The sequence below is a fragment of the Thiobacillus sp. genome (assembly GCF_030696885.1).
Taxonomy (GTDB): Bacteria; Pseudomonadota; Gammaproteobacteria; order Burkholderiales; family Thiobacillaceae; genus Thiobacillus.
This window is the reverse complement of the sequence record NZ_JAUYRI010000005.1, coordinates 302,370-322,902: the sequence shown is the minus strand read 5'-3', so window position 1 is coordinate 322,902 and position 20,533 is coordinate 302,370. Positions and strand designations below refer to the sequence as shown.

Genomic DNA, 20,533 nt, shown 5'->3' with positions numbered 1-20,533 from the left:
ATTTCGACACTTCAAGGACTGCCATGAACAACAAGCTTCAAGCCAGCGCTGTCGGGTCGTCGGCGCCCCGCGGCGGCGACATCGAGGACTGGCGTCCCGAGGACGCAACTTTCTGGGAGACCACCGGCAAGAGGATTGCCTACCGCAATCTGTGGATCTCCATCCCCAACCTGCTGTGCGCGTTTGCGGTGTGGTTGATGTGGGGAATCATCACCGTGCAGATGCTCAACCTGGGCTTCCCCTTCAAGCCCGCAGAGCTCTTCACGCTCACGGCCATCGCCGGCCTGATGGGCGCCACGCTGCGGATCCCGGCGTCGTTCTTCATCCGCCTTTCAGGTGGTCGCAACACGGTCTTCCTGACCAGCGCGATGCTCATCATCCCGGCCATCTGGACCGGCATCGCGCTGCAGGACAAGAGCACGCCGCTGTGGGTCTTCCAGGCCTGCGCCTTTCTCTCGGGCATCGGTGGCGGCAACTTCTCTGCCTCGATGAGCAACATCAACACCTTCTTTCCAAAGAAGCAGCAGGGTCTGGCGCTGGGCCTGAACGCGGGGCTCGGCAACTTCGGCGTCACCACGATGCAGATCCTGATTCCGCTGGTGATGACGGTTGGCCTGTTCGGGGCTGTCGGTGGCGGCTCGATGGTGCTGGTCAAGGATTCGGGCTGGATCTTCGGCAAGATCCTGGCCGGCACGCCGACCTGGATTCAGAACGCGGGCTTCGTCTGGGCTGCCATCCTGGTGCCGCTGGTGATCGCGGCCTGGTTCGGCATGAACAACCTGCTCACGGTCACGCCCAAACACGGCGGCACCCTGGCCGCCTTCGGCAAGATCATCTACCTGTACGGCCTGGCCTTCGCGGTCGGCGCCCTGGGCCTGTACCTCTACCTTCCGGCGCCCACGGGCCTGGGCCTGCTGAACATGTGGGTGGCGCTGCCGCTCATCATCGTGGGCTGCCTGGGCGTGATGAAGATGGCCGCCTTCGGCGAGATGAAAGGCAACCTGGCCAAGCAGTTCGAGATCTTCCGCAACAAACACACCTGGTCGATGACGATTCTCTACATCGTCACCTTCGGATCCTTCATCGGCTTCTCGATGGCGCTGCCGCTGTCGATCACCGTCATCTTCGGCGAGCAGCACGTATTCGATGCGGTCACCCAGACCTGGACCCACGTCAAGAATCCCAACGCGCCCTCGGCGCTGACCTACGCCTGGATCGGTCCCTTCGTCGGCGCGCTGATCCGTCCGGTGGGTGGCTGGATTTCCGACAAGGTGGGCGGTTCCATCGTCACCCAGGTCATTTCGGCGGTGATGGTCGCCGCCTCGGCCTACGCCGGCTGGATCATGATGCAGGCCTACCAGTCGGCCACGCCCGAAGTCTTCTTCACCCAGTTCCTGGTGGTGTTCGTGGTGCTGTTTGCCGCCACCGGCATCGGCAACGGCTCCACCTTCCGAACCGTCGGCGTGATCTTCGACCGTGTCCAGGCCGGTCCGGTGCTGGGCTGGACCTCGGCGGTTGCCGCCTACGGTTCCTTCATCGCGCCCGAAGTGATCAAGGGCCAGATCAATGCCGGCACGCCCCAATACGCCATGTATGGCTTCGCCATCTTCTACGCCGTGTGTCTGGTGCTGAACTGGTGGTTTTATCTGCGCAAGGGTTCGGAGATTCGGAATCCTTGAGGATCTAGGAGCTGGGATCTAGGGGCTAGGGAAAAGCGCGGCTACGCCGCACAACCCACCCCTAACGCCTAGCCCCTAACTCCTAACCCCTAGCGACTGAAAGGAGCAAAACAATGAGTCACTTCCTCGACCGCCTGACCTTCTTCAAGAAGACCGTATCCGACTATTCCAACGGTCACGGCATCGTCAGCGACGAAGACCGCAGCTGGGAGAACGCCTACCGCAGCCGCTGGCAGCATGACAAGGTGGTGCGTTCCACCCACGGCGTGAACTGCACCGGTTCGTGCAGCTGGAAAATCTACGTCAAGAACGGCCTGATCACCTGGGAGATTCAGCAAACCGACTATCCGCGCACCCGCCCCGACCTGCCCAACCACGAGCCGCGCGGCTGCCCGCGCGGCGCCAGCTACTCGTGGTACGTGTATTCGGCGCAGCGCGTGAAATACCCGCTGATCCGCGGCCGCCTGATGGAAATGTGGCGCGAGGCGCGGGAGACGATGGAGCCGGTCGAAGCCTGGCGCTCGATCACTCAGGACAGCGAAAAGGCCAAGCGCTACAAGTCGGTGCGCGGCCTCGGCGGTTTCGTGCGCGCCAAGTGGGACGAGGTGACCGAGATCATCGCCGCCGCCAACGTCACCACCATCAAGGACTTCGGCCCCGACCGCATCTACGGCTTCTCGCCGATTCCGGCGATGTCGATGGTCAGCTACGCCGCAGGCAGCCGCTACATGTCGCTGATCGGCGGCGTCTGCGGCTCCTTCTACGACTGGTACTGCGACCTGCCGCCCTCCTCGCCGCAGGTCTGGGGCGAGCAGACCGACGTGCCGGAATCGGCCGACTGGTACAACTCGACGTATTTAATGGTGTGGGGTTCGAACGTGCCGCAGACCCGCACCCCGGACGCCCACTTCTATACCGAAGTGCGCTACAAGGGCACCAAGACCGTGGCGGTGTCGAGCGACTTCGGCGAGATGGTCAAGTTCGGCGACATCTGGCTCGCCCCCAAGCAGGGCACCGACGCCGCGCTGGCACTGGCGATGGGCCACGTCATCCTGTCCGAATTCCACGTCAAGAACCGCAGCCAATACTTCGACCAGTATTGCCGCCAGTACAACGACATGCCGATGCTGGTGATGCTGAAGGAGCATGAAGGCACGCTGATCGCCGACCGCTACCTGCGCGCGTCCGACCTGGTCGGCAACATGGGGCAGGACAACAACCCCGAGTGGAAGACGGTGATCTACGACGAGAACACCGGCTACCTGGTCGCGCCCAACGGCTCGATCGGCTTTCGCTGGGGCCAGTCCGGTGCGTGGAACCTGGAAATGCGCGATGGTTACTCGGGCAAGGACGTGAACCCGCAGATCACGCTCTTGGGCAGCCACGACGAGGTGGCCGAGGTGGCCTTCCCCTACTTCGGCGGCGACGACCACAACGAACTGCTGGTCCGCAACCTGCCGGTCAAGGTGATCAGTGTCGACGGCAAGGATGTGCGCATCGCCACCGTCTACGACCTGACGCTCGCCAACTATGGCGTCGACCGCGGCCTCGGCGGGCAGAACATTCCCACCAGCTACGACGACAACGTGCCCTACACCCCGGCCTGGGCCGAGAAGCACTGTGGCGTGCCGCGTGCCGACATCATCACGGTGGCGCGCGAGTTCGCCGACAACGCCGACAAGACCCACGGCAAGTCCATGGTCATCCTCGGCGCGGCGCTGAACCACTGGTACCACAACGACATGATCTACCGCGGCATCATGAACCTCCTGATGATGTGCGGCTGCATCGGCCAGTCGGGCGGGGGCTGGGCGCACTACGTCGGTCAGGAGAAGCTGCGGCCGCAGACCGGCTGGGCGCCGCTGGCGTTCGGCCTCGACTGGCACCGCCCGTCGCGGCAGATGAACTCCACCTCGTTCTTCTATGCCCACACCAGCCAGTGGCGCCACGAGAAGCTGACCGCGGCGGAGATCCTGTCGCCCACCGCGAACAAGAACCTGGGCGACTACCGCCTGATCGACTTCAACGTGCGTTCCGAGCGCATGGGCTGGCTGCCGTCGGCACCGCAGCTGGAAACCAATCCGCTCGAGATCACCAAAGCGGCCGATGCGGCCGGCATCGACCCCGTCAAATATGCGGTCGAGCAGATCAAGAGCGGCGCACTGAAGTTCTCCTGCGAGGATCCGGACAATCCGAAGAACTTCCCGCGCAATCTGTTCGTCTGGCGTTCCAATCTGCTGGGCTCATCAGGCAAGGGCCACGAGTATTTCCTCAAATACCTGCTCGGCACCCAGAACGCGGTGCTGGGACCCGACCTCGGCGAACTCGGCGAAGCCAAGCCGAAGGAAGTGGTGTGGCATGACAAGGGCGCCGAAGGCAAGCTCGACCTGCTGGTCACGCTTGACTTCCGCATGTCGACCACGTGTCTGTATTCCGACATCGTGCTGCCCTCGTCCACCTGGTACGAAAAGGACGACCTCAACACCTCGGACATGCATCCCTTCATCCACCCCTTGAGCGAAGCGGTGCAGCCGCTGTGGGAGTCGAAGTCCGACTGGGACATCTACAAGACCATCGCGAAGAAATTCTCCGAGATTGCCGCCGTGCATCTGGGCACACAGAAAGATCTGGTGCTGACGCCGCTGATGCACGACACGCCGTCCGAGTTGGGCCAGAGCCTTGGCGTGCGCGACTGGAAGAAAGGCGAGGTCGACGCGATTCCGGGCAAGACCATGCCGGCAATGACGGTGGTGACGCGCGACTACGGCGACACCTACAAGAAGTTCACCGCGCTGGGCCCCTTGATGACCAAGATCGGCAACGGCGGCAAGGGGATTTCCTGGAACACCGAGGACGAGGTGAGGCAGCTGGCCGAACTCAACTACACCGTGACCGAGGACGGCGTCGCCAAGGGCCTGCCGCGGATCAACTCGGCGATCGACGCCTGCGAGGTCATCCTGATGCTGGCGCCGGAAACCAATGGCCAAGTCGCTGTCAAGGCCTGGGAAGCGCTGTCCAAGATCACCGGACGCGACCACACCCACCTGGCGATCCCGCGCGAGGACGACAAGATCCGTTTCCGCGATGTCGTCGCGCAGCCGAGGAAGATCATTTCCTCGCCGACCTGGTCCGGGCTGGAATCCGAGCACGTGTCGTACAACGCCGGCTACACCAACGTTCATGAGCTGATCCCATGGCGCACCCTGACCGGCCGCCAGCAGTTCTACCAGGACCACCAGTGGATGCTGGATTTTGGCGAAGGCCTGTGCGTCTACAAGCCGCCGGTCGATACCAAGACCATCGCGCCGCTGCTGGGCAAGAAGCCAAACGGCAACCACGAACTGGTGTTGAACTGGATCACCCCGCACCAGAAATGGGGCATCCACAGCACCTACACCGACAACCTCAGGATGCTGACGCTGTCGCGCGGCGGCCCCCACGTCTGGGTCTCCGAGATCGAGGCGAAGGAAGCCGGGCTGGTGGATAACGACTGGGTCGAGGTGTTCAACATCAACGGCACGCTGACCGCGCGCGTCGTGGTCAGCCAGCGGGTGCCCAAGGGCATGTGCCTGATGTACCACGCGCAGGAAAAGATCATCAACGTGCCCGGCGCGGAGGTGAGCGGATTCCGCGGCGGCATTCACAACTCGGTGACGCGCACCATCACCAAGCCCACCCACATGATCGGCGGCTATGCGCAGCTTGCCTACGGCTTCAACTACTACGGCACGGTGGGTTCCAACCGCGATGAATACGTGATCGTGCGCAAGATGAAAAAGGTGGACTGGATGGAAGGTCCGTTGGTCGAGCGCTGAAATGAAACGTTTCAAGAAGGGTGTCTCCCGCCCCTCTTACCCGCGCCACCTCTCTCCGGTGCGGGGTTTTTATAACGCACAGGGGCACGCCGCCCCTGTCAGGCAAGGAGTTACAACATGAAAGTGCGTGCGCAAATTGCGATGGTGCTGAACCTCGACAAGTGCATCGGCTGTCATACCTGCTCGGTCACCTGCAAGAACGTGTGGACCTCGCGCGAAGGCATGGAATACGCCTGGTTCAACAACGTCGAGTCGAAGCCCGGCATCGGCTATCCCAAGCAGTGGGAGAACCAGGACGTGTGGAACGGCGGCTGGAAGCTCAAGGGCGACGGCAAGCTCGAACCGCGCCAGGGCAGCCGCCTGAAAATCCTTGCCAACATCTTCGGCAACCCCAACCTGCCCGAGATTGACGACTACTACGAGCCGTTCACCTACGACTACCAGCACCTGCAGAAGGCGCCGCTGTCCGAGACGCCACCGACCGCGCGCCCGATCTCCGCGATCACCGGCGAGAAAATGGACAAGATCCACTGGGGCCCCAACTGGGAAGACGACCTCGGTGGCGAGTTCGCCTCGCGCAGCCGCGACAAGAACTTCGACAACGTGCAGAAGGAAATGCACTCGACCTTCGAGAACACCTTCCTGATGTACCTGCCCAGGCTGTGCGAGCATTGCCTCAACCCGACCTGCGTCGCCTCCTGCCCGTCCGGCTCGATCTACAAGCGCGAGGAAGACGGCATCGTGCTGGTCGATCAGGACAAGTGCCGCGGCTGGCGCATGTGCGTCTCCGGCTGTCCCTACAAGAAGATCTATTTCAACTGGAAATCCGGCAAGGCCGAGAAGTGCATCTTCTGCTACCCGCGCATCGAGGCCGGCCAGCCCACCGTCTGCTCGGAGTCCTGCGTCGGCCGCATCCGCTACCTTGGCGTGATCCTGTACGACGCCGACCGCATCGAGGAAGCCGCCAGCGTCAGCGACGAAAAGGAGCTCTACGAGGCGCAGTTGAAGATTTTCCTCGACCCCAAGGACCCCGAGGTCATCGCTGCTGCGCGCGCCGAAGGCATCCCGGAAGCCTGGCTCGAGGCGGCGGTGGCGTCGCCGGTTTACAAGATGGCGATCGACTGGAAGATCGCCTTCCCGCTGCACCCGGAATACCGCACGCTGCCGATGGTGTGGTACGTGCCGCCGCTGTCGCCGATCCAGTCGGCCGCCGAGTCCGGCCAGATGGGCATGAACGGCATCATTCCCGACACCAAGTCGCTGCGCATCCCGATCACCTACCTCGCCAACCTGCTCACCGGCGGCAAGGAAAAGCCGATCGTCACCGCGCTCGACCGCCTGCTGGCGATGCGCGCCTACATGCGCGGCAAGTCGGTGGAAGGCATTCCCAACACCGCCGCGCTCGACCAGGTGGGCCTCTCCTCCGCGCAGGCCGACGAGATGTACCGCTACCTCGCGATCGCCAACTACGAGGACCGCTTCGTCATACCGTCCGGACACCGCGAAGAGGCGCTCAACACCTTCGAGGAAAAATCGAGCTGCGGCTTCACCTTCGGCAACGGCTGCTCGGACGGCGTTTCCAAGACCACGCTGTTCGGCAACCGGAAAAATGCGGTGCCGGTCGATCTGTCGCAATTGCACGCCAAGAAGAAAACCGGTTAAGGAGCCTCATGATGAAAACCTTCAAAGTCCTGTCCCTGCTGCTGATGTATCCGGAATCCGACTGGCTGGCGGCGTTGCCCGAAATGGAGGACGCGCTGGCGTCCGAGGCGGATTTCAACGGCGATGCGCACACCCGCATGGCGCCGCTGTTCGCGCAGCTGCGCGACACCCGCCTGATCGCGCTGCAGGAAAACTACGTTGCCACCTTCGACCGCAACCCCTCGCATTCGCTGCACCTGTTCGAGCACATCCACGGCGAATCGCGCGACCGCGGCTCGGCGATGATCGACCTGCTGAACGAGTACTGGAAGTACGACTTCGATGCATCGTCCAGCGAGCTGCCGGACTACGTGCCGCTGTTCCTCGAATTCCTGTCGCTGCTGCCGGCCGAGGAGGCGCTCGCCCTGCTGGGCGATGCCGTGCACGTACTGGCCACCATCGGCCGCAAGCTCGACGGCAACGGCAGTCCCTACGCCACCGCCTTCCAGGTGCTGGAAGCACTGTCGCCGGTTGCAGCGCAGGAACTGGCCGAGCCGCCGGTGCGCGACATGGACGAGGCGATGGAAATGTTCGGCCCCACGGCCGACGGCATCGAGCCTCTGCTCAAGCCCGGCCCGCAGGTGGTGCAGATGCCGGTTTCACGCCGCCAGGCCGCCGCCTGACCGCCTTTTATTCCAGGAGGATCTGACATGTCCCATCTGCACAATTTCCTGTTTGGCATCTACCCCTACATCGCGCTGGCGATCTTCTTTCTGGGCAGCCTGATCCGCTTCGACCGCGAGCAGTACAGCTGGAAGAGCGATTCATCTCAGATGCTGCGGCTTCGGCAGCTGCGCCTGGGTAGCAATCTGTTTCACATCGGCATCCTGTTCCTGTTCTTCGGCCATGCCGCGGGACTGCTGACGCCACACCAGGTCTATGAGGCGTTCGGCCTGTCCACGCCCAACAAGCAGATGCTGGCGATCATCTCAGGCGGCCTCGCGGGACTGATCTGCCTGGCGGGCATCCTAATCCTGCTGTGTCGCCGGCTGTGTGATGCGCGCATCCGCGCCACCAGCAAGCCGATGGACATCTTCATCCTGCTGTGGATTCTGGTGACTCTGCTGCTCGGCCTGATTTCCATTTTCTACTCGCTGCAGCACAAGGAAGGCGGCGTGATGCTGGCGCTCGGCGCCTGGGCGCAGCATATCGTGACCTTTCGCGGCGGCGCGGCGGAATTCATCGTCGGGGTGGATGCCATCTACAGGATCCACCTGCTGTTTGGCATGACGCTGTTCGTGCTGTTCCCGTTCTCGCGGCTGGTGCATGTGTGGAGCGGCTTTGCTGCAACGACCTACGTGACGCGCGCCTGGCAACTGGTGCGTCCGCGGGGGTGAATACGTTTCGCACGTGAATTGGCTTCCCCCCTCTCCCCAACCCTCTCCCTCGAGGGGCGAGGGGGCGAAGGCTAAGCCCAAACCGAATAAGGAGATTGAAATGACGCATGTTGTCATCCTTGGGGCCGGCATCGCGGGCGTGACCGCGGCCTATGCCCTGAAATCCAAGCTGGGCCCGCGCGACGAAGTGACGGTGGTGTCGGACAAGCCCTATTTCCACTTCGTGCCATCCAATCCGTGGGTGGCCATGGGCTGGCGTGAGCGGTCCGACATTGCCTTCCCGATCGGGCCGTATCTCGAATCGCGCGGCATCAAGTTCATCCACAGCGCGGTCAAGCGTATTCAGCCCGATGTCATCCAGGTCGATCTGGAAAACGGCGACGTGCTGTTCTATGACGTGCTGCTGATCGCCACCGGCGCCACCGGCATGAACGACGACGTGCCCGGCATGGCCGAGCACACCCATTCGGTGGTCCATGTCGACCAGGCCGAAAAAGCGCTGGCGGCCTACCGCGAATTCGTACGAAAGCCCGGCCCCATCGTGGTGGGCGCGGCACCCGGCGCCAGCGTGCTGGGACCGCTGTACGAATACGCCTTCCTGATCGATGCCGATCTTAAGCGGCGCAATATCCGTGAGCGCGTGACGATCACGCTGGTGACGCCCGAACCCTGGCCCGGTCATCTCGGCCTCGGCAGCGAAGGCGCCAGCCGTGGCGCTGTGACGGCCGCGCTGGTCGACACCAAGATCAGCGTGATCTGCAACGCCCTGACCACCCGCGTCGACAAGGGCAGCATCGAGGTGGTCGAGCTCAATCCTGCCGGCAACGTCAACCAGACCCACAGGCTGCCGTATGCCTATGCGATGTATTGGCCGGCCTTTGGCGGCGTGCCGGGGGTGCGTACCGCAACCGGCCTCGTCAACGACCGCGGCCTGGTGGTGGTGGACGAATACCTGCGCAACCCCGGCTACCCCAACGTGTTTGCGCTGGGCGCCTGCGTGGCGCAGCCGACTGTGGTGAAGACGCCGGTGCCGGTAGGCGCGCCCGACTCGGTCTATTCCATTTCGAAAGCCGGCGAAATCGCGGTGCAGAACATCCTCGCCCACCTCGGCGATGCGCCGCTGACCAGCCATGTGAAACAGCGCGCCAAGTGGCTGTCGGACATGGGCAGCACCGGCGCCACCTATCTGTCGGAACCGCAGGTGCCGCTGCGCGACATCAACTGGATGCGCCAGGGCCGCTGGGTGCACCAGGCCAAGGTCGATTTCGAAAAGTATTTCGTCAACAAAATCCGACTGCAGCCTACCGGGGCGTCGCCGTCGGCCGCGTCCGGCATCGCCAGCGTGATGAGCCGGGTGCTGAACGAGCCCACCACTCCGATCGAGCCGGCGCCGGCGGGTGCCGGCAAGCCGCTTGAAATCCGGCTGCCGCCGGAACCCTGCATCGAACTGCGCGCCCTGGCCAAGTCGCTCGGCCGCGAGACTGATGCGCTGGCAGCCGAACTGCTGGCCGCCGCGGTAACCGACGCCAAGTCCTACCTGAACGAGGCCAGCGTCGAGGCCCTGGCCATTTCGCGGCGCGAACTGCTGGTGGAAGCGCTGCCTGAACGCCAGCCCGGGGTCGAGTTTCACGGCGGCGGCACCTGATGGGCGGTGCGATCAGGCACGAGACTTGATCGCAGCGGCGTAACATGCAAAGATTCAACAAGAATGAATCTTTAAGACAGGCACGGCAAGGAGAACGAAACCATGGCGACTGACATGCCCGAACGCGACGCGGAAGGCTATCTGACCGAGCCCGAAAACTGGAACGATGACATTGCCCAGGCTCTGGCCCGGGAAGAGAACATCGAGCTCAGCGACGACCACTGGTTCACGATCCGCTTCATGCGTGACTACTTCGATGAGCACCAGGTCATCGCCGATGCCCGCTTCGTTATCAAGCACCTGGGCGAACGCTACGGCCGCGACGCGCAGAAGAAGCTGTTCGAGCTCTACCCCTATGGCTACGTGAAACAGGCCTGCAAGATCGCCGGCATGCGTCGCCCACGTGCCTGGAGCACGGGTTGACCCTCGCCCACTGAACGGAGCCCCACATGGCCCTGCTCCCCATCGAAGACCTGAAGCAACGCCCGCCACTCACCGGCTGGGCGCCTTTTGCGCTCGGCTTTCGCCCCTTCTTCCTGTCCGCCGGCCTCTATGCCGTGCTGATGATGGTGCTGTGGCTGCTGGTGCTGCGCGGCAGCCTGTCCGTGGGCGGAATGTCGATCTTTGTCTGGCACGGGCACGAAATGCTGTTCGGCTTTGCCGTCGCGGTGATCGCCGGCTTCCTGCTCACCGCGGCGCAGAACTGGACCGGCATCCCCACCCCGTCCGGCCCGCCGCTGGCTGCGCTGTTCCTGCTGTGGCTGGCGGGGCGGCTGGTCTTTCTGTTTCCGCTGCTGCCGCCGCTCATGATCGCGGTCATCGACTTCGCCTTCCTGCCGGTGCTGGCCATCGCGCTCGCGCTGCCCGTCCTCCGGGCCAGGCAACTGCACAACTACCCCTTCCCAATCATGCTGCTGGTGCTGGCCGCGGCCAATGGGCTGGTACATGCGGGATCGCTGGGGTGGATCGCCGCCGGTGGCAGCCTGGGCCTGCATCTGGCGACCTACGTCATCGTCGCGATGATGACCGTGATGGGCGGCCGGGTGATTCCCAGCTTCACCGACAACAAGCTGCGCACCCGCGCACGGCGCTGGAAAGCGATCGAGATCCTGGTGCCGGCATCCACGATCGCCGCGCTGATCGCCGTCCTGGTCGCACCGGTTTCGCTCGTCACCGCGTTGCTCGCGGCGCTGGCAGCGGTCGTGCATACGGTCCGCCTGGCGGGCTGGTACACGAACAAATACTGGTCAGTGCCGCTGTTATGGATCCTGCACCTGGGCTACGCCTGGATTGCCGTCGGCTTCGCGCTGCTCGCCCTGTCGGCCGCCGGCATGGGGGCCGCGGCCGGCAGCGCGCTGCATGCCTTCACCGCCGGCGGCATCGGCGTGCTAACCCTGGGCATGATGGCGCGCGTTTCGCTCGGTCACAGCGGCCGCATGCTGGAGTCGCCGCCGCTGATGACCTGGGCCTTCGTCGCGGTCAACCTCGCCGCGCTGATCCGCGTCGCGCAGCCCTTGCTTTTCCCCGGCCTGTATGTGTCCGGCATGGTCATCGCCGGCGTGCTGTGGATCGTCGCGTTTGGTCTGTTCGCCGCGATCTACACGCCCATCCTGCTGCGTCCGCGGGTCGACGGCAAACCGGGTTAAATTGAATGGCCTGATATGCCCACAAGCGGAAGTGCAACTTTGGGAGTGCGACAGTCTCTTGTTCGGCCTTTGCGGCCGGTGGCGTCGCCTCAGCTGAATGACCGGTGTCGCGCAGGTTGCCGACGTTTAGGGAGTACGCTGCCTGAATAGCCGCTTTCGTCAGCAGCGAAGGACGGCAGCCGACCCTGACCGGCCCTTCATGCCAGACGGAAGCAGACTTTCAGAGAATAAACCTAGCAACGATAACGGCGACCGATCGGTCGCCGTTATCGTGAGCAAAATCAATTAAGCTGTTTTATGCCGCGCCAGCCCCATCAAGCCCAGCAGGCCAATTCCGAGCAGCCACTCTGTCCCGGGCTCGGGGACCGTAGTTACATAAGTTCTGAATCCAAAATCTGCATTTGCATCTGAATGCGCTCGCCCACCAACATAACCACCTGACCAGCTTCCCATCCAGTTAAATCCGTCATTCACGGTCAGAAAATAAGATTGGCCTGCCACCATTTGGATATGGTCAAGCGCAAAGTCCATATGAATGAATGTCCCTAGCCAACCGGGAGGAGAACCAGAATCGACTGTATCTCCTGTTGCGCCATAAACTTGTTGGGGGGTCAGTTGAGCGATTCCCAACACATTGTTAAAAGTAGAATCCCGGATTGAAACAATCAAATTGTGGCTTCCTGCGGATGGTGGTCTCTTTAGAAGGAGTACGTCCGCACCATCTAATATGCCTGTGATACCCGGAGTGAAACTTTGCCAGAGCACTGCTCCCATTCCGCCAAATGAAATTTGATAACTTCTTGAAGGCGAAAAAGATTGATCCAAAATTGGTGTGCTATATGCGTAGCCAGAAAATAGTGAAGCTAGAGAAATGGACGAAAAAATAATGTGGGATTTAAATTTTGTTAACAACATAGTTGTTGGCGGCATTTTTTGCATTTCAGTTTGTTTGGATAGTCTTGCTGAGATTAGAGCAACGATCATGCCTAAATATATAACGCCATGAATGTAAAAAGGAATAATTTCATATTTAATTTTTGTGTGCGGGAAACGTAAAGAATTCCGACAATCGCTCTGAGTTCTGTGCAAATGCCTGCTATTGGGCATATTTTCGTATGTCTGAAACTGGCCGGGAGCACCCTGGCAGCCTCGCGCGCCTAAGCGGCCGTTACCAAAAATGTTGTTGCGGTGAACGGCGGCTTACTGGACTGCCTGCGAATTCACCCTCCCAGCCAAAAACGGACGTTCTGGATCGTTCGTGCTGTACGGCATAATGTTTACCTTTATCACCAATGGCTAACACTGCATGAACCAGAAATTGGTCCTCGTAGACTATGAGAACATCCAAAAAATTGACCTATCTATTTTGGATGACTCATACCGTGCCATCATTTTTGTTGGGGCCCTACAGAACCCTCCAAGAGCATCAAAGAATCAAAGCCACAGCCCACCGCTTCAGCCGTGTAGATTTTCACAAAATTGAGGGAACAGGCAAGAATGCCTTGGATTTCCATATTGCGTTTCAGCTTGGTCGAACCATAGAGTCAGCATCACAAACAGAGTGCTTTGTTCTCTCAGGAGACAAGGGCTTTGACCCTTTACTATCCCACCTAAACAAGAGTGGGCTGAAATGCAGGCGCATCGCTAGTCTTGATGAATTGGTTCACCAACCACTAGCCCAAGCTCCTACAACAGAAGAAGTCGTCTGTGCTCGATGTGGAAAGGCAAGCACAATAGAACACCACGGCGGCCGTTGGTGTACTAACTGCGGTTGTTTCGCTAAACCTGCTGACCCAAGCCAACTGCCATCCAAACAGGCAGGCTATCGAGAACCCACGGAATCTCACGATCACGACAGCCGAATTCTTTCCGAATGTGGATGGTGCCACCAGAGAAAGGACATGTCTGGGGGTATCTATGATGACGGAGAATGGATGTGCGGCGACTGCATTGCAGGTTATGCAAGATAGGCCCAATTAAGAGTGATCGTTTGACCGTTTCGGGTCGTTTTCTGCTGTCCCAACTGAGTAAAGCGGACGTACAGGATCGAGGGTCGACCCAACGACCGGTCTTGAGAGTACAGCGGACGCAGTCAATCGAAAGGCCGTTGTCGTCTTTGGCCGAGCATAAGACGTTCTCCATAAACCACCAGAATTTCCGCTTCACACCCACAGGAGCCAATCGTTTCCGGTTGATTACGGCTCGGAATGCACCGCCCGTGGATGATGTTCCCAATCCCACCGCTTCTTCCCAAGATTTGATGCATTGGTCGAGGCCAAAATTGACGGTGTAACAGGACAATAACATCTGAAAATTACCTTGACCTTTTATCAACATGTCGTATTGTGAGTCTGTAACAAACACAATATGTTGATTCTGGAGGCGGTGATGGCGGATGCAGGGATGGAGACGGTGCTGACGATGCTGCCGCGCGAGGTGATCAAGCGCGACGGCAGCAGGATGGCTTTCGACGCCGGCAAGATCCGCTCGGCGCTGCGGCGCGCGGGACAGGCCACCGGCGAATTTGGCGAGGCGGAAGCGGATTTGCTGACCGCCCAGGTGACGAAGGTGCTGATCCACAGCTTGCGCGGCGCGCCGCCCGACATCGAGCGCATCCAGGACATCGTCGAGCAGAGCCTGATTGCCGCCAACCATCTGGCCACTGCGCGCGCCTACATCGCCTACCGCGAACACCACAAGACACTGCGCGAGGACCGCAAGACGCTGGTCGACGTGGAAGCCTCGGTCAACGAATACCTTTCGCAGCAGGACTGGCGCGTCAACGCCAATGCCAACCAGGGCTACAGTCTGGGCGGTCTGATCCTCAACGTGTCGGGCAAGGTGGTGGCCAACTACTGGCTCAACCACGTCTACCCGCCCGAACTCGGCGAGGCGCATCGCGACGGCTCGCTGCACGTCCACGACCTCGACATGCTGGCGGGCTACTGCGCCGGCTGGTCGCTGCGCACGCTCTTGCACGAAGGCCTCAATGGTGTGCCGGGCAAGGTCGAGGCGGGGCCACCCAAGCACATGTCGAGTGCGGTCGGCCAGATCGTCAACTTCCTCGGCACGCTGCAAAACGAATGGGCCGGCGCGCAGGCGTTCTCGTCGTTCGACACTTACATGGCACCGTTCATCCGTAACGACGCGATGAGCTACGACGCGGTCAAGCAGTGCATCCAGGAACTGATCTACAACCTCAACGTGCCCTCGCGCTGGGGCACCCAGACGCCGTTCACCAACCTCACCTTCGACTGGACCTGCCCGGAGGATCTGCGCGAGCAGGTGCCGGTGGTCGGTGGCGTGGAAATGCCATTCACCTACGGCGAACTGCAGGTCGAGATGGACATGATCAACCGCGCCTACATCGAGGTGATGACCACCGGCGACGCCAAGGGTCGCGTGTTCACTTTCCCTATCCCCACCTACAACATGACGCCGGACTTCCCGTGGGAATCTGAAAACGCCGAGCGCCTGTTCGCGATGACCGCGCGCTATGGCCTGCCCTACTTCCAGAACTTCATCAATTCGGAAATGAAGCCGAACCACATCCGCTCGATGTGCTGCCGCCTGCAGCTTGACCTGCGTGAATTGCTCAAACGCGGCAACGGCCTGTTCGGCTCGGCCGAGCAGACCGGCTCGGTCGGCGTGATGACGGTCAACTGCGCGCGCCTCGGCCATGAATACCGAGGCGACGAAGCTGCACTATTGCGGCGGCTGGACGCGCTGCTCGACATGGGACGCAACGGCCTGGAGATCAAGCGCAAGGAAATCCAGCGCCTGATGGACAACGGCCTGTTTCCCTACACCAAGCGCTATCTCGGCACGCTGCGCAACCACTTCTCGACCATCGGCGTCAACGGCGTCAACGAGATGATCCGCAACTTCACGGGCGACCAGCACGACATCACCACCGAATGGGGCCACGCGTTTGCGGTGCGCCTGCTCGACCACATCCGCGGCCGCATTGCCGCGTACCAGGAAGAGACCGGCCATATGTACAACCTGGAAGCCACGCCGGCCGAGGGCACCACCTACCGCTTCGCCAAGGAGGACGCCAAGCGCTATCCCGGCATCCTGCAGGCGGGCACCGAAGATGCGCCCTACTACACCAACTCGTCGCAGCTGCCGGTGGGCTTCACCGACGACGCGTTCGAGGCGCTGGAACGGCAGGACGATCTGCAGCGGAAGTACACTGGCGGCACGGTGCTGCACCTCTATATGTCGGAACACATCTCGTCGGCTGAGGCCTGCAAGAATCTGGTGCGCCGCGCGCTGACGCGCTTCCGCCTGCCCTACATCACCATTACGCCCACCTTTTCCATCTGTCCAAAACACGGCTACCTCGCCGGCGAGCACGAGTTCTGCCCCGCGTGCGACGAGGAAGCCCTGTCCCGCAAGCGCGCTGTTGCCGCATAACCTAAGGAGATCGACATGAACGACATGGCCGTACCGACCCAGGCCCCGCTGACGCTGAAAGACGAGGAGCGCACCCGCTGCGAAGTGTGGACCCGTGTGATGGGCTACCACCGCCCGGTGACGAGCTTCAACAAGGGCAAGAAGAGCGAGCACCGCGAGCGGCGCTTTTTCGTCGAAGGGCGTTGCTCGAATTGACCCTGTGATGCACATCAATGCGTCATTCCGGGCTGCGACCCGGAATCCAGTGATTAGACTGGATGCCGGCGTTTGTGCCCTTCGGGGTATTCGCCGGCATGACGACGATGTGTTGTTCGCGCACGGTAAAAAACCATGCTCCGCGTCGGCGGCCTGACCCCGCTCTCCACCACCGACTGGCCAGGCATGCTGGCCGCGGTGGTGTTCTGCCAGGGTTGCCCGTGGCGCTGCGGCTATTGCCACAATCCGCACCTGATACCCCCGCGCGGCGACAGCGAAATCCACTGGGACGACGTGATGGCCTTTCTGCGCCGGCGCCAGGGCCTGCTCGACAGCGTGGTGTTTTCTGGCGGCGAGCCGACGCTGCAGCCCGACCTGGCCGACGCGATGCGCGAAGTGCGTGCACTCGGGTTCAAGATCGGTCTGCATACCGGCGGCGCCTATCCGCATCGGCTCGCCGAGGTGCTGCCGCTGGTGGACTGGGTGGGGCTGGACGCCAAAGCGCCGTTCGCCGATTACGCGCGCATCACCGGCGTCGCCGGCAGCGGCGCCCCTGCGTTGGCCAGCCTCGAAGCCGTGCTGGCCTCGGGCGTCGCCCATGAAATCCGCACCACCGTGCATCCGGCCCTGCTGGACGACGCCGACGTCGCGCGCCTGGCGCAGAACCTGTCGGCGCACGGCGTGACGCGCCACGTCATCCAGGCATTCCGTAGCCAGGGCTGCGCGGATGCAACGCTGGTTCAGTACAGACGTGGCGCCAAGGTATGAACCACCCCTTGGCGGTTGCGCCCAACTGTGTAGAATCCGGGCCATGCGCCGCTTCATTGCCCTGATCATCATGCTCGTCATCCCGCTCCAGTTCGCCTGGGCAGCGGCGGCCAGCCTGCATGGGCACATGGGCGAGAACGTGGCGGCGCTTGGCGTTCATGCCCACGACCACGACCATCACGGGCATGGGCCGTCGGATCACGACGCCGCCGGCGACACGGGCAAGCACTCCAGCGAGGACGGGCAGCATGGCAACCACTGCCACCCGGTCTTTTCCTCCATCATCATGGAATCCGGCCTGTCGCTCGGGCTGTGCCTTTCGGGCGGACCGCTCCCGCATCCGCCCGAAGTCTTTTTCTCCCGCATCCCCCCGCTTCTCGACCGTCCCCCGCTCGCGCGCACCTGAAGGCGTGCGCACCATGAGAGCAACGCGCGCCTGACCGGCGTGCGCTCAATTAGGACAGCGCGCGCCTGACCGGCGAGCGCTTGTTTCATTGCGGCTTCGTGCCGCCTCCTGCAATCGCACGCCGGTGTTCTTCGTTCCATTGATTCATCACGAGGAATAAGCATGCGATTCACGCTATCCGTATGTCTGCTCGCGCTGCCGTTGGCCGTGTGGGCACAAACCCCGCTGACCGAGACCGAGGCGGTGCGCCTGGGTCTGGCCCGCACCGATCTCGCCGATCTTGAGCGCGGTGCGGTGCAAGCTGCCGAGGCCGATGTCCTTGCCGCCGGCCTGTTCCCCAATCCCACCCTGAGCTACAGCCGGGACAGTATCAAGGGCTCGCCGGACTCGGTCGAACAAAGCTGGATGCTCGAGCAAGCCTTCGACGTATCCGGGCGCCGTGGACTGCATCGCGAAGCAGCCAGCCGCCGGGTGGCGTCCGTCACCGCCGGCAACGCTGCACGGCAACTCGAAATAGCTGCCCAAATCCGCCGCAGTTTCCATGAAGTCCTGTTTCGGCAGGAGACCATCCGTGCGGCCGAAACCTGGACGCAGCGCTTCGCCAGGGTCGAAGGCATGGTTGGCAAGCTGGCCCGCGCGGGCGAGGCTTCCGGTTATGACCGGCGCCGTCTTGCACGCGAACGCCAGACGGCGGAAGCCCGGTTGGCGGCCGAACGCGCCGAACTGGATCGATCCCAGGCGCGCCTGGTGGCGCTCACCGGCGCACCCGATGTCACCCTCCTGAAAGGCGAATTATTGCCTTCGGCCCCAGCTCCGCTCGAAACAGTATTGGCCAGCCTCGATCAGCGTCCCGACATGCAGGCGCTTTTGCGTCGCGCCGAGGCGGCCGATCTGGAGGGACGTGCCGCCAAGCGCGGGGGCATTCCGGCGGTGACCGTGGGCATCGGACCCAAATATGTGGATAACGGCAGCACCCAGGACAAGGGCATGGCGCTTTCACTTTCCGTTCCAATGCCGGTGTTCGACCGCCAGCAGGCCGGTCAGCAGCGCGCGGCAGCAGAAGCCCTGCAGGCGCGCGCTGAATACCGCCTGGCGAAGCAACGCGCCGAGGGCGAGCTGCGTGGCCTCTACCGACAGGCCGAAGGCCTGCGCACAACCGCAATCGACTATCGCGGCCATGCGATTGCGGCTTCGCCGGAATTGCTGCGCATCGCGGAAGCCGCCTATCAAGGCGGCGAATCCAGCCTGCTGGAATTGCTCGACGCCTACCGCGGCACGCTGGAAACGGAAACCACCGCACTTGAACTTGAAAAGCGGGCACGCGATGCCCGCATTGAATACGACCTGTTGACCGGGAGCACCGAATGAATCCCCTGAACTTTGCACTTTTGCTTGCAACCGCACTGACGCTTGCCGCCTGCGGCGACAAGGCAACCGACAGCCATGCTTCCACCGAGGCGGCTGCCGAGGACGCCCACGACCACGGCGCCGGCGGCGAAAAGCTCACCCATTTCACTGACCGCACCGAGCTGTTCGTCGAGTTTCCGCAACTGGTGGCCGGCGAGAAATCCGCCTTTGCTGCGCACCTGACCACGCTGTCCGACTTCAGGGCGCTGACCGCCGGCAAGGTCACGGTCCGGTTGTCGGGAGGCGACCAGCCCGACGAGGTTTTCAGTGTGGACGGTCCCAGCCAGCCCGGCATCTTCCGCCCCGAAGCCATGCCGAAACATGCGGGGGATCGCGATCTGACGATCGAGGTCGTCACCCCTGAATTCAGCGCGACGCATGAACTCGGCCCGTTCACGGTGTATCCCGACCGCAAGGCCGCCGAGGCCGAGCCGGCGCCGCACGATGACGAAGGTATCGGCTTCACCAAGGAACAGCAGTGGAAGGTGGATTTCGCCACAAGTGAAGTCGTCACGCGTCCGATCCGTACGGCAGTCAATGCAACCGGTGTCCTGCGCGCCCGCCCGGACGGCGAGGCCCAACTCACCGCCGCGGCCGCGGGACAGGTGCAAGCCGCAGGTGCCTTCCCGCGTCTGGGCCAGCAGGTGAAAAAAGGCCAGCTGCTCGCCTATCTGGTGCCGCGCATGGGCGGCGACACCGATCTCGCGACCCTGCGCGCGGCGGCAAGCAAGGCACGGCTTGAACACGATCTGGCAAGCCAGGAATCGGCGCGCATGGAAAGCCTCTATCGCGACGAAGCGGTGCCGGAGAAACGGCTGCTCGCTGCGCGCGCCGCTGCCGCCTCGGCACGGGCCGAACTGAGCGCCGCGCAGCAGCGACTGGGTCAATACGGTGGCGCCGGCGGCGGCATCCCGATCCGCGCGCCGGTGGCCGGGACGATCGCGGACGTGCGCGTGTCGCCCGGGGCGTTCGCCCAGGAAGGCGCGCTGCTGTTCCACATCGCCGACCGTAACAAACTATGGCTGGAACTGCGCGTTGCGGAATCCGACGCGGCGCGTCTGGCCAGCCCGACCGGCGCCGCCTTCCGCGTGGCCGGCGATGAACGTAGCATCGAAATCATCCCCGGCAAGAACGGGCGACTGATTGCCGTCGGCGGCGTGGTGGATGCCGTCACCCGCACCGTGCCGGTGGTGTTCGAGTTCACCGCAGCCGACCGTCCCCTGCCCATCGGCATGGCGGTGCAGGCGCAGGTGTTTGCCGGTGGCGCGCGCGATGCGCTGGCGATCCCGGCATCGAGCGTGCTTGACGAAGGCGGCATGGCCGTGGTGTACGTGCAGACCGGCGGCGAATCCTTCGAGCGGCGGCAGGTTCGACTGGGCGCGCGCGAGGGCGACTGGGTGGAAGTGCTGGATGGCCTCACACCAGGTCAGCGCGTGGTCTCGCGCGGGGCCTATCTGGTCAAGCTGGCGTCCACCGGCACTGCGCAAATCGGCCACGGCCATGCGCATTGATCGG

The 20,533-nt window shown here is 62.5% G+C and carries 14 protein-coding genes and 1 pseudogene; 14 read left to right on the top strand and 1 reads right to left on the bottom strand.

Going from position 1 to position 20,533, the window contains the following annotated elements:
• Window positions 1-23: 23 nt before the first annotated feature.
• From Q8R61_RS02570 to Q8R61_RS02535, 8 genes are all read left to right on the top strand, one after another.
• Window positions 24-1,679 (top strand): antiporter, encoded by a 1,656-nt coding sequence (locus Q8R61_RS02570; protein ID WP_305533900.1) that lies wholly within the window; start codon window positions 24-26, stop codon window positions 1,677-1,679.
• Between the two features lie 113 nt (window positions 1,680-1,792).
• Window positions 1,793-5,494, top strand: a complete 3,702-nt coding sequence (locus Q8R61_RS02565; RefSeq protein WP_305533883.1) for a nitrate reductase subunit alpha — start codon at window positions 1,793-1,795, stop codon at window positions 5,492-5,494.
• A gap of 117 nt (window positions 5,495-5,611) precedes the next feature.
• Window positions 5,612-7,156 carry a nitrate reductase subunit beta gene (gene narH / locus Q8R61_RS02560; RefSeq protein WP_305533881.1) on the top strand — a complete coding sequence of 515 codons (1,545 nt, stop codon included), beginning with the start codon at window positions 5,612-5,614 and terminating at the stop codon, window positions 7,154-7,156.
• Between the two features lie 11 nt (window positions 7,157-7,167).
• The gene (narJ, locus tag Q8R61_RS02555; protein WP_305533879.1) at window positions 7,168-7,818 is read left to right on the top strand and encodes a nitrate reductase molybdenum cofactor assembly chaperone; all 651 of its coding nucleotides are present in this window, start codon (window positions 7,168-7,170) and stop codon (window positions 7,816-7,818) included.
• A 27-nt stretch (window positions 7,819-7,845) separates the two neighbouring features.
• Entirely contained in the window at window positions 7,846-8,532 is a 687-nt protein-coding gene (narI, locus tag Q8R61_RS02550) for a respiratory nitrate reductase subunit gamma (protein WP_305533877.1), read from the top strand.
• Window positions 8,533-8,632: 100 nt separating this feature from the next.
• The gene (locus Q8R61_RS02545; RefSeq protein ID WP_305533875.1) at window positions 8,633-10,177 is read left to right on the top strand and encodes an NAD(P)/FAD-dependent oxidoreductase; all 1,545 of its coding nucleotides are present in this window, start codon (window positions 8,633-8,635) and stop codon (window positions 10,175-10,177) included.
• Window positions 10,178-10,279: 102 nt separating this feature from the next.
• On the top strand, window positions 10,280-10,600 hold the full coding sequence (locus tag Q8R61_RS02540; RefSeq protein WP_305533873.1) for a TusE/DsrC/DsvC family sulfur relay protein: 321 nt from the start codon (window positions 10,280-10,282) through the stop codon (window positions 10,598-10,600).
• Between the two features lie 26 nt (window positions 10,601-10,626).
• Window positions 10,627-11,823 carry an NnrS family protein gene (locus tag Q8R61_RS02535; RefSeq protein WP_305533871.1) on the top strand — a complete coding sequence of 399 codons (1,197 nt, stop codon included), beginning with the start codon at window positions 10,627-10,629 and terminating at the stop codon, window positions 11,821-11,823.
• A 285-nt stretch (window positions 11,824-12,108) separates the two neighbouring features.
• Here Q8R61_RS02535 and Q8R61_RS02530 read toward each other — a convergent pair whose 3' ends face one another.
• The gene (locus tag Q8R61_RS02530) at window positions 12,109-12,807 is read right to left on the bottom strand and encodes a PEP-CTERM sorting domain-containing protein (protein WP_305533869.1); all 699 of its coding nucleotides are present in this window, start codon (window positions 12,805-12,807) and stop codon (window positions 12,109-12,111) included.
• A gap of 350 nt (window positions 12,808-13,157) precedes the next feature.
• Here Q8R61_RS02530 and Q8R61_RS14925 point away from each other — a divergent pair, with 350 nt between their 5' ends.
• The 6 genes and pseudogenes from Q8R61_RS14925 to Q8R61_RS02505 all read left to right on the top strand — a co-directional run bounded on the left by Q8R61_RS14925 (window position 13,158) and on the right by Q8R61_RS02505 (window position 20,529).
• Complete coding sequence (locus Q8R61_RS14925) at window positions 13,158-13,793, top strand: PIN domain-containing protein (RefSeq protein WP_371133537.1); 636 nt, start codon at window positions 13,158-13,160, stop codon at window positions 13,791-13,793.
• A gap of 397 nt (window positions 13,794-14,190) precedes the next feature.
• Window positions 14,191-16,437 (top strand): annotated as a pseudogene (locus Q8R61_RS02525) (ribonucleoside triphosphate reductase).
• A gap of 135 nt (window positions 16,438-16,572) precedes the next feature.
• On the top strand, window positions 16,573-17,205 hold the full coding sequence (locus Q8R61_RS02520) for an anaerobic ribonucleoside-triphosphate reductase activating protein (RefSeq protein WP_305533867.1): 633 nt from the start codon (window positions 16,573-16,575) through the stop codon (window positions 17,203-17,205).
• Window positions 17,206-17,248: 43 nt separating this feature from the next.
• Window positions 17,249-17,611: a hypothetical protein gene (locus Q8R61_RS02515; protein WP_305533865.1), complete on the top strand. Its 363-nt coding sequence runs from the start codon at window positions 17,249-17,251 to the stop codon at window positions 17,609-17,611.
• 162 nt (window positions 17,612-17,773) lie between these two features.
• A complete protein-coding gene (locus tag Q8R61_RS02510) occupies window positions 17,774-18,979 on the top strand; it encodes a TolC family protein (RefSeq protein WP_305533863.1) in 1,206 nt (401 codons plus the stop codon).
• Window positions 18,976-20,529: an efflux RND transporter periplasmic adaptor subunit gene (locus Q8R61_RS02505; protein WP_305533861.1), complete on the top strand. Its 1,554-nt coding sequence runs from the start codon at window positions 18,976-18,978 to the stop codon at window positions 20,527-20,529. The genes Q8R61_RS02510 and Q8R61_RS02505 overlap by 4 nt, the downstream gene beginning before the upstream one ends.
• The last annotated feature ends 4 nt before the right edge of the window (window positions 20,530-20,533 follow it).